Raw genomic sequence first — 8925 nt, forward strand, 5'->3', positions numbered from 1 at the left:
ATGCGTCCGCATGAAGGGAAGCGCAACCATGGAGGTAAGTTTCGAGCAAGTTCTTTCTAGCCTCAAGTTGCTCAAAAATATTACATGCGTCAATTTCTTAATTGACGCATAAAAGTTCAAGCCATAGAAAAGTTGCCTATCGGCCGGCGGCAATCGTGAGCCGAGGCAAGAGTTTCACCGGGAAGTGGGTGCGCAATCTCATGAAAAAGCTCGTCAGTGCCGGAGAGATCGTCGTCGAAATCATGGCGGATCGGCTCGATCAAAGCCTGGCCCAGCCCGGATTGCTGCACGGGCCATTCCCGTCCGGAGCGCCGGCGATCTTCATTGCCCAGGCAGCAAGGCTTGGGCAGCCGGCCGGCTTGATCAGCGCCGTCGGCGAAGACGATTTCGGGCGGATGAACATCGACAGATTGCGCGACTGGGGGGCGGACGTCTCCGCCATCACGGTTCATCAGGGGCAGGCGACCGGCACGGCTTTTGTATCGTACCGAGCCGATGGTTCCCGTCATTTCGTCTTCAACATCAAGAACAGCGCGGCTGGATTGATCGAAACCGGCGATGGCGCGACAGCCCTGCTGGCCGGCGCCGATCATTTTCATGTCATGGGCTCCTCCCTGTTTTCTAAGAGGGCGATCTCCGTCGTTCTGGCGGGCATCGAGACGATCAAACGCAATGGGGGCACGGTTTCCTTCGATCCGAATATACGTAGAGAGATGATCGAGCTGCCGGGCATGCGCGAAGCACTGAATCAGGTTCTGGCGCTGACGGATATTTTCCTGCCGAGCGGCGAGGAACTGTTCATCTTCACCAAGGCCACCGACGAGGCAGAAGCGGCAGCGGAAATGCTCGAGCGCGGGATTTCGGCGGTAATCGTCAAGAAGGGCGCGGAGGGTGCGGTCTATTACGATCGGCATCGCAAAATTGCAGCGTCCGGTTTCGTCGTCGACGAAGTCGATCCGACCGGCGCGGGCGATTGCTTCGGCGCGGGCTTCGTCTCCCTTTGGCTCCGGGGTGCGGCGCCGGAGGAAGCTTTGAGATTGGCCTGTGCCTGCGGGGCCTTGGCCGTGACGCGCAAAGGTCCCATGGAGGGCATTGCCACCTTTGCCGAGGTACAGTCCTTTCTGTCCGGCGCGACCGCGAGGGCAGTGTCATGAGTTCTGCGACGCAGCGACTGGCAAATATGCCGAGAAGTCGTGGCAGCGATCTGCCATCCGGCATCACCTCCGTCTGTTCGGCCCATCCCCTGGTCATCGAGGCGGCGCTATCGCATGCAAAGGGCCGAAACGCCGATGTGCTGATCGAGGCAACCTGCAACCAGGTCAATCAGGACGGCGGCTATACCGGCATGACGCCCGCCGATTTTCGCGCCTTCGTCGAAAAGATCGCGGCGGCGGTCGGCTTCCCTCTGGATCGTCTGATTCTCGGCGGGGATCACCTCGGCCCAAATCCCTGGAAGCATCTGCCGTCCAGTGAGGCGATGCGCAAGGCCGGCGCAATGATCGACGCCTTTGCGGCTGCCGGTTTCACCAAGCTGCATCTGGATACGAGCATGGCCTGCGCCGACGATCCGACCGCTCTTCCTGACGAGACGATCGCATCCCGGGCAGCCGAACTGGCCGCCATCTCGGAAGCAAGAATACGCCAGTCGAAAACACAGGCACCGAGCTACATTATCGGCACCGAGGTTCCCGTCCCGGGCGGCGCGTTCGAGGCGCTCGATCATCTGCACGTCACGACGCCTGGGGATGCGCGCGCGACGGTGGAGCTGCACCGCACGGCCTTCTCCAGACTTGGACTGAACGAGGCTTTTGAGCGCTCGATCGGCATCGTCGTCCAGCCGGGCGTGGAATTCGGCAACGCCGATGTTGTTGCCTATGTGCGAGAGGCGGCAAGAGATCTCGTCGCCACATTAGACGAGATGCCGCAATTCGTGTTCGAGGCTCATTCGACGGATTATCAGAGCGGCGAGGCGCTGCGCGATCTTGTCAGCGATGGATTTGCAATCCTGAAAGTCGGTCCCTGGCTGACCTTTGCCCTACGCGAAGCACTGTATGGCCTTAGCGCCATTGCCGAAATCCTGGTGCCGGATGCGATCAGCGAGGCCGTTCCCGCCGCCATGGAGCGGATCATGCTGTCGTCGCCCGAGCATTGGCTGAAATACTATCCCGGCGATGCCCACGAGCAATATGTGCAGCGGCATTATTCGTTCAGCGATCGCATTCGTTATTATTGGGCCGTACCGGCTGCGCAGAAGGCCGTGGACGAGCTGATGGCGGCTCTTCAAGGCGTTACAATCCCGCGCCCGCTGATCAGCCAGCATCTCGGTCATCTGGAGTCGTTGGTGGCCGACGGATCGGTGGCGCCACAGGCGCGCGCGCTGTTGCTTGCCAGCGTCACGCGCGTGCTCGACATCTATGCGGATGCCATCGATTCAGCCTCGCAGAACTAGAGCAATTCCAGGAAAAGTGTGCTGCGGTTTTCCGTACGGAATTGCGTAAAAACGTTCTAGCTGTTTCGGCAAGGCCGAAGTCTCCGGAGTTTCAATCCTGCCTGCCGGCGAGCCGAAGCGATCCGCTGGGCGTGACATCCGCGACGAGATCCTCATAGCTCGCGACGCTTGGATGCCGCGTCGGCAGCACGGTCTTGTGGGTCGCGCTGATCACGGCCACCGCGGCACCGGCTGCTTCGGCTGCCTCTATCCCGGCCGGAGCGTCTTCGAAGACCAGGCATTCCTCTATGGGCTGGCCCAGGGTTTTTGCTGCCAGCAGAAAGCAGTCCGGCGCGGGTTTGCCGTTCTGTACGTCCTCGCCGGTAATCAGCAGCGGCGGCCAGGGAATGCCCGCGGCCTTGAGGCGGACTTCCGCAAGATCCCGTGGCGCTGATGTGACGATTGCCCAGCGATCTCTGGGCAGAGCATTCAGGAAATCGACCGCGCCCGCGATCGGTACGACACCAGCGACATCGGCGATCTCGGCGAGTGTCAGAAGTCGGGCCTCTTCGGCCGGATCGATTCCCAAAAGGCCAAGCCGTGTGATCGTCTCGATTGCCTTGCGCCCGTGCACAATCGCCAGCAGGCTCTCGACATCGACATTGTGGCGCAAGGCCCAGGCCGCCCAGACCCGTTCGCCGACCGCGATCGAGTTCAGCACGGTTCCATCCATATCGAACAGGAAGGCGCCGAAGGAGCGATCGGGGTGCAGGGGCAGGGCCATTTTGAGAATTCTTTCTTAGCTTTTCTGGGGGGCAGCGGATAGGCGATCGAGGATCGCCTGCGCCGTATTGGCGTCCGTCACGAGGGCATTGATCATGCCCGACCGCGCCGCGCCGATGATGCCGGGCGCCTTGGCCGGCGTCGCGGCAACCGCAATGCACAGGGGAACCCGTCGCAACTGCTCAGGAGTGGCGGCGATCATACGCTCTTCGCCGTCCCAATGCAGGATTTCGCCGGCTTCAGTGACGTAGTGCCGCAGCACGTCGCCCGCCGCTTGGCTGAGGGCTTTTTCTCCCGGAAGCGCCGCCGTCGCCTCGGACGGATTGGCCGCGTGCGTCAGACCGACGCCGACGATCGCCGCATCGAGCTTGTTCCAGAGCGCGGTGACCTGCTGCACCGTGGGGTCGGCGAGGAAGGCATCGCGCAGCTCGGAGGACGAGATGTAGGGCGCGTGCAGGAAATGCGGCAATCCGCCCATCTGCTCGGCCGCCTGGCGGACGAATTCGTTGGTCTGGAAATGCGCCGCGGCCTGCTGCATGCCGCCGTTGAGGGCAATGGTGACGATGCCGGGCAGTTGCGGCAGGCCGGCGAGGGTAACCTCCCGGACGGCGCGTCCCCAGCCGATGCCAAGCGTCGAGCCGGAATGAAGCCCCGCCTGCTGCAGCATGGAGCCGACCGGAGGGGCAAGTGCGCTGAGAACGTTGGAGGACGGCGTGTCGATCACGGCGGCGTTGCGCAGTTTAAGGCCGTCGATCAGTGCCGCACTCAGGTCTTCCGACGGAGAAAGGTCAATCACCTCAATTCGCACGATACCGGCCAGCCGAGCCTTCTGGAGGAGGCGTGAAACCGTAGCCGTTGATAATCCTAGCTTTTTAGCAATGTCGACCTGCGACATGTCGGATTGATAGTGCAACTTTGCAACCATATGCAGCAATGCACGGTTTGTTGCAGGCTCCTGCGGCTGAGACGAATTCAGGTTGAAATTCCTTTCTGCAATGTGTTACACACTGGATGCTGAGGGAGTTATCGCTCAAAATAGCCGGTTTCGCAACGGTTATGCGGCGGAGGAGAACTCTCAACATTCATTGGCCATCCCTTCCGAACCTTGGAGCGGGATGCACGTTCAGCAACCCGTTTCGGGCACGCTATAGGGAGGAGCATATATGTCCAGATTAACCACAGCCGAAATGCGCGGCTACCAGCAGATTTGCGGGAGCGATGGCGCCATGATGGTGATCGCCTGCGATCAGCGCGGCGGCATGCGCAGTTTGCTTGCCAAGGAACCGGAGGCGCAGGCCGCGATCTCCGACAAGACCCTCGGCGACACCAAGGCCGATATCGCTCGATTTCTTGCCAGCAAGGCATCCTGCGTTCTGGTCGATCCGATCTGCGCTGTTCCGGCTCTGGTCGACGATCGCATCATTCAGCGTGACACGGCGCTTCTGATCGGTCTCGATGCCTCCGGCTGGGATACGTCGCCGGAGGGATATCGCCTGTCCAAGCTGGTTCCCGGCATCACGGCCCGGCGCGTGCGCCAGCTTGGCGCCACCGGCGGTAAAATCATGGTCTATCTCCGCTCGGACCGGGATGAGGCGAATGTTCACAACATCAATATCCTCAGCCAATGCATCGAGGATTTCGCACGCGAAGACCTGCTGCTCGTCGTCGAGTTCCTGACATACAGGTTCGATGACGAGGACGAAGCCGAGTACAAGGCGAAGATCCCGTCCCTGATCGTCGGCGGAAGCCGAATTTGCCTGGATTACGGAGCGAAGGTTCTGAAGATTCCGTATCCGGGAAATCCAGAGGCTTGCGCTGAGGTCACGCAGCTTGCGGGAGACGTGCCATGGGCGGTCCTGTCTGCCGGCGTCGACCATTCGACCTTCCTCAAGCAGGTCGAAGACGCGATGCGCAACGGTGCCTCCGGCGTCATCGCCGGCCGCTCGCTGTGGAAGGATTGCATTTCGCTCGACCGCGCCGTCACAAGGGATAGACTGGAAACTGTCGCGGTTCCGCGTCTTCGCGAAATTCAGGCTGTGATCGCCACCCATTTCAAGGGTAGCAGGTCTGAGACCGTCGGCCGGGGACAGAAAGAACATGCCTGAGACAGCCATCGGCGTGGACATTGGCGGCACGAATATTCGTGCCGCTCTCGTCTCCGATCGAGGCGAGATTCTGAAGAAGCTATCGGATCGGACACCCACCGATCCGTTGCATGTGGTCGAGCGCGTCGTGGCGATGGTCGGTGAACTCGATGCGACGGGAGCAGCCGGCATCGGTGTCGGCATTCCCGGTCGTGTCGATGCGGCCAGCCGCACGATCCTCTCGGGCGGTATTCTCAATCTGGCCGGCATCGACTTTGCCGATCGGCTCGAGACGCGCCTCGGCAAGCGGGTCGTCATCGAAAATGATTGCAACATGGCGCTCATCGCCGAAATGCGCGTCGGCGGCGCCAAGGGATATCAGAGCGTCGCGATGCTGACGATCGGAACGGGCATCGGCGGTGCCGTCGCCCATAATGGCAGCATCTATCACGGCCATATGACGGCCGGGCAGCTGGGCCATATCTCCGTGCTGCAGGATGGTCCGCTTTGCGCGTGCGGACGGCGCGGCTGCGTGGAAACCTTCAGCTCGGGAACGGCGCTGCGTCGGCATATGAACGAAGCCGGCCTTTCGGCCACATCCATCGGCGAGATTTTCGAAATGGCGGCTGAGGGAAATGGCACGGCGAGGGCGGTCTTGCGTGCATGGGCATCCCCGCTGCGCACCGCCCTCGATAATATCGCGGCAACAATGGATCCGGACGTCATTTTGTTGGGAGGGGGGCTCGGCTGCGACGCGGCGCGCGCCCTTGCCGACCTTCCAGCGGTGGCGCCATGGTTCCGGCCGACGATCCTGCCCGCGAAGCTTGGGGACGACGCCGGCGTAATCGGCGCGGCCTTGTCGACATTCGCGAATGCTGGCAATTCCGCCGAAAAATGCGTCGTGCTCGTCAACGGTGTTCCGGCTTCGGGAAAGAGCCGGCTTGCAAAATCGCTATCACAACGTACCGGTTGGCCGGTTCTTTCTCTCGATGGCATCAAGAATCCGTTTCTGGAGCACATCGGCCCCGTCGACAGGGATTTCAATCGGACTTTGGGAAAGGCGAGCTACCAGGCGATCTGGTCGTTCATCCGCGAGGCGCCGGCTGGGTCCACCTTCATCGTCGATGCATGGTTCGGTTTCCAGCCGAAGGCGCTGCTTGAAACCTATATCAAGGATGCCGGTGTGGATCGCGTCGCGGAGCTTTGGTGCAAGGTGCCCGGCACGGTTGCTGCGGAACGCTATGCCAGCCGCTTGAAAGACAGGCTGCCGGGCCATCCGGGCGCCGAATATGTCGCCGAACTCGCGGTGCTTGCCGATCGCGCGGAGCCCATGGCATGCGGCGCTCTGAGGACGGTCGACCAGACGAAAGAGCCGGATATGGACAGTATAACCGCCTGGATTTCAGAGATGTTTGACCACGCATGAAAGTAGCCGCCGTCCCGGCGGCAGACGAAAGCTTGATCTGACTTCAAACCGTCGCGCAACGCTCCGTTGGCGGCGAAGTGCATCGCTTTGCCAATCTTCCTGATTGGCAAGCTATTTCAAATAGATGGCGGAAATTCGTTGCAGAAAAATATTACTTGACGGCCCGCTGTAAGCCACTGATTATCCATTCCGCCGGACAAGGGAGATGTTCGGCTTTCAAGGGAGGAAATTATGGAACGACGTTCATTTCTCAAGGCTAGTGCCGTGGCGACGCTTGCCACCGGCGTGGCGGCTGTTGCCGGAGGCGCCAAGGCGCAGGACAAGAAGTTTACCATCGCCCTCATTCCGGGCCTGACGACCGATGCTTTCTACATCACCATGCGCAAGGGCGCCGAAGCTGCCGCCAAGGCGGTGGGTGCGACGCTGGTGTTCCAGGGCGCGCCGGACTTCAATCCGGTCACGCAGGTTCCGGTTCTCGACGCGATCATCGCCAAGAAGCCTGACGCGATCCTGATCGCGCCGACCGACAAGGATCAATTGGTCCAGCCACTGAAGAAGGCAGCGGATGCGGGTATCCCGGTCATCACGGTCGATACCTTTATCGGAAGCGGCGTCTACCAGACGGGAAGCGGCGATGCCGATTTTCCGCTTTCCTACATCGCTTCGGACAACCTGCTGGGCGGCGCGATCGCAGCGCGCGCATTGGCCAAGGCCGTCGGCGAAAAGGGCAAGGTCTACGTTTCGAACGTCAAGCCCGGCATCTCGACCACCGACCAGCGCGAGCAGGGTTTCAAGGAAGAGATGAAGAAATTTCCGAACATCACGGTTCTCGATACGCAGTATAATGATGACGATGCCAACAAGGCGGCGTCGCAATTGCAGGCCGTTTACGCCCGCAACTCGGACCTCGACGGCGTTTTCGGCGCCAACCTGTTCTCCGCCCTCGGTGCCGCCAACGGCGTGCAGCAGGCGGGCCAGACCGGCAAGATCCGCGTCGTCGCCTTCGATGCGCCAACCACGATCGTCGACAATATCAATTCCGGCCTCGTTGATCTGGCGATTGCCCAGCACCCGGCCGAAATCGGCTATTTCGGCGTGATGGCGGCCTATGCCCACCTGACCGGCAACTCGATCCCGACTGCGATCGGCACCGGCTTTACGGTCATCGACAAATCGAACGTCGCCGACAAGGACGTCGCGAAGTTCATCTACTCCGACTAATCGGATGAAGTCTGTGCCTCGTCCAAGGGACGGGGCACGTCTCTGATCATAATGGAGGAAATGGCGTGACGACTTCTGTACGTCCTCGCTCGAGTTTGGATTCATCCATGACTACCGAAGATACCGAGGCCCGCAAGGCGGACCAGCATGTGGCGCCACAGGCGGACCACGGCGATCAGGCAAAAACCATCATCAACTATATCGCGCAATTGCGCGCATGGCTGTTCCTTGCGGCACTGATCGTGACGTTTGAGATCTGGGCGCGCATCGATTTCGGTGGCACCTTTATCGGCTCGTCCTTCAACTGGCAGTCGGTCGCGGTCTTTGCCGTGGCGCCACTACTGCTGGCGATCGGTCAGACTTTCGTCATCATATCCGGTGGCATCGACCTGTCGACCGGCTTCATCATGGGTCTTGCGGCGGTCGTTGCCGCGCATGTCACCAATATCGCCGGTCTCTACATGCCGCTGCCGATGGCGATGGTGCTTGGCATTCTCGTTGCGATGCTCGCCGCCACCGTGCCCGGCTTCATCAACGGCCTCTTGATTTCCCGCCTCAAGGTTCCGCCCTTCATCGGCACGCTCGGCATGTTCGGCGTCGCCCGCGGCACGGCCTTTCTGCTGGCCGGCGGCACCACCGTTCCGGTCAAGAACTCGTATTTCGCCGAACTCGGCAACGGCCGCTTCTATGGCGTGCCCTATCTCGTCATTGTCGCCTTTATCTTCGTGCTGATCATGCACTACCTGCTGAGCCAGACGCGCTTTGGTCAGCACAATTATGCGATCGGCGCCAATGCGCAGGCGGCGCGCCGGGCCGGCATCGATATCAAGTCGCATCTGTTGCGGCTCTATATGCTCTCGGCGGTCTGCGCCGGTCTCGGCGGTGCGCTCTACGCCGCCCGCTTCACGGCAGGTGCGGCCCAGGCCGGTGAGCCGTTGCTGCTCGACAGCGTGGCCGCGGTCGTCATCGGCGGCGCCAGCCTG

At 61.1% G+C, this 8925-nt stretch carries 8 protein-coding genes; 6 read left to right on the plus strand and 2 right to left on the minus strand.

The window, feature by feature from the left end:
* Positions 1–200: 200 nt before the first annotated feature.
* Both PMI03_RS28590 and PMI03_RS28595 read left to right on the plus strand, forming a co-directional pair.
* Complete coding sequence (locus PMI03_RS28590) at positions 201–1154, plus strand: sugar kinase (RefSeq protein WP_039974850.1); 954 nt, start codon at positions 201–203, stop codon at positions 1152–1154.
* Positions 1151–2449: a D-tagatose-bisphosphate aldolase, class II, non-catalytic subunit gene (locus PMI03_RS28595; protein WP_007702457.1), complete on the plus strand. Its 1299-nt coding sequence runs from the start codon at positions 1151–1153 to the stop codon at positions 2447–2449. Before PMI03_RS28590 ends, PMI03_RS28595 begins: the two co-directional genes overlap by 4 nt.
* 91 nt (positions 2450–2540) lie before the next feature.
* Here PMI03_RS28595 and PMI03_RS28600 read toward each other — a convergent pair whose 3' ends face one another.
* Positions 2541–3212, minus strand: coding sequence for an HAD-IA family hydrolase (locus PMI03_RS28600; protein ID WP_007702458.1), 672 nt, complete (start codon positions 3210–3212; stop codon positions 2541–2543).
* A 15-nt stretch (positions 3213–3227) separates the two neighbouring features.
* A complete protein-coding gene (locus PMI03_RS28605) occupies positions 3228–4136 on the minus strand; it encodes a sugar-binding transcriptional regulator (RefSeq protein WP_007702459.1) in 909 nt (302 codons plus the stop codon).
* A 238-nt stretch (positions 4137–4374) separates the two neighbouring features.
* On the opposite strand from PMI03_RS28605, the gene PMI03_RS28610 reads away from it, so the two are divergent.
* From PMI03_RS28610 to PMI03_RS28625, 4 genes are all read left to right on the plus strand, one after another.
* Positions 4375–5316, plus strand: a complete 942-nt coding sequence (locus PMI03_RS28610) for a tagatose-bisphosphate aldolase (protein ID WP_007702461.1) — start codon at positions 4375–4377, stop codon at positions 5314–5316.
* Positions 5309–6721 carry an ROK family protein gene (locus PMI03_RS28615; protein ID WP_007702463.1) on the plus strand — a complete coding sequence of 471 codons (1413 nt, stop codon included), beginning with the start codon at positions 5309–5311 and terminating at the stop codon, positions 6719–6721. Before PMI03_RS28610 ends, PMI03_RS28615 begins: the two co-directional genes overlap by 8 nt.
* 231 nt (positions 6722–6952) lie before the next feature.
* Positions 6953–7942 carry an ABC transporter substrate-binding protein gene (locus tag PMI03_RS28620; protein WP_007702466.1) on the plus strand — a complete coding sequence of 330 codons (990 nt, stop codon included), beginning with the start codon at positions 6953–6955 and terminating at the stop codon, positions 7940–7942.
* Positions 7943–8049: 107 nt separating this feature from the next.
* A partial coding sequence (locus tag PMI03_RS28625) for an ABC transporter permease subunit (RefSeq protein WP_007702472.1) occupies positions 8050–8925 on the plus strand: 876 nt, incomplete at its 3' end.

This window comes from Rhizobium sp. AP16, assembly GCF_000281735.1.
Taxonomy (GTDB): Bacteria; Pseudomonadota; Alphaproteobacteria; order Rhizobiales; family Rhizobiaceae; genus Rhizobium; species Rhizobium rhizogenes.